General features: G+C 68.2%; 1 pseudogene. It reads right to left on the bottom strand.

The annotated features are described in order from the left end of the window. Window positions 1-308: pseudogene (locus tag EN852_RS38525) on the bottom strand (NAD-dependent dehydratase); the annotation flags it as partial.

Genomic DNA, 308 nt, shown 5'->3' with positions numbered 1-308 from the left:
GTGACCGGCGTTGAAGACATCCTCGACCGCCAGTTGGCCATGGCCGGGGCTGCCCATGCCGACGCCCGACGTGATCACCAGCGGCCGGTCGGAGCCGGCGAGCGCCTCGCCAAGCGCGGCGATGACACGGCTGTCCTTTTCGCAATTCTCGACAAACCGCGAGAAATCATGGTCGAACGCGGTGTGGATCACCGCTTCCGCCTTGGCCGCGCCGTCACGCAAGCCTTTCGGATCCTCGAGGGTTCCGCGATACACCTCGGCGCCGGCGGCTGCCAACGCCTGCGCGCCCGCCTCAGAACGGGTGACGC

This window comes from Mesorhizobium sp. M2E.F.Ca.ET.209.01.1.1 (assembly GCF_004010375.2).
Taxonomy (GTDB): domain Bacteria; phylum Pseudomonadota; class Alphaproteobacteria; order Rhizobiales; family Rhizobiaceae; genus Mesorhizobium.
This window is presented reverse-complemented; position numbering and strand designations above follow the sequence as displayed.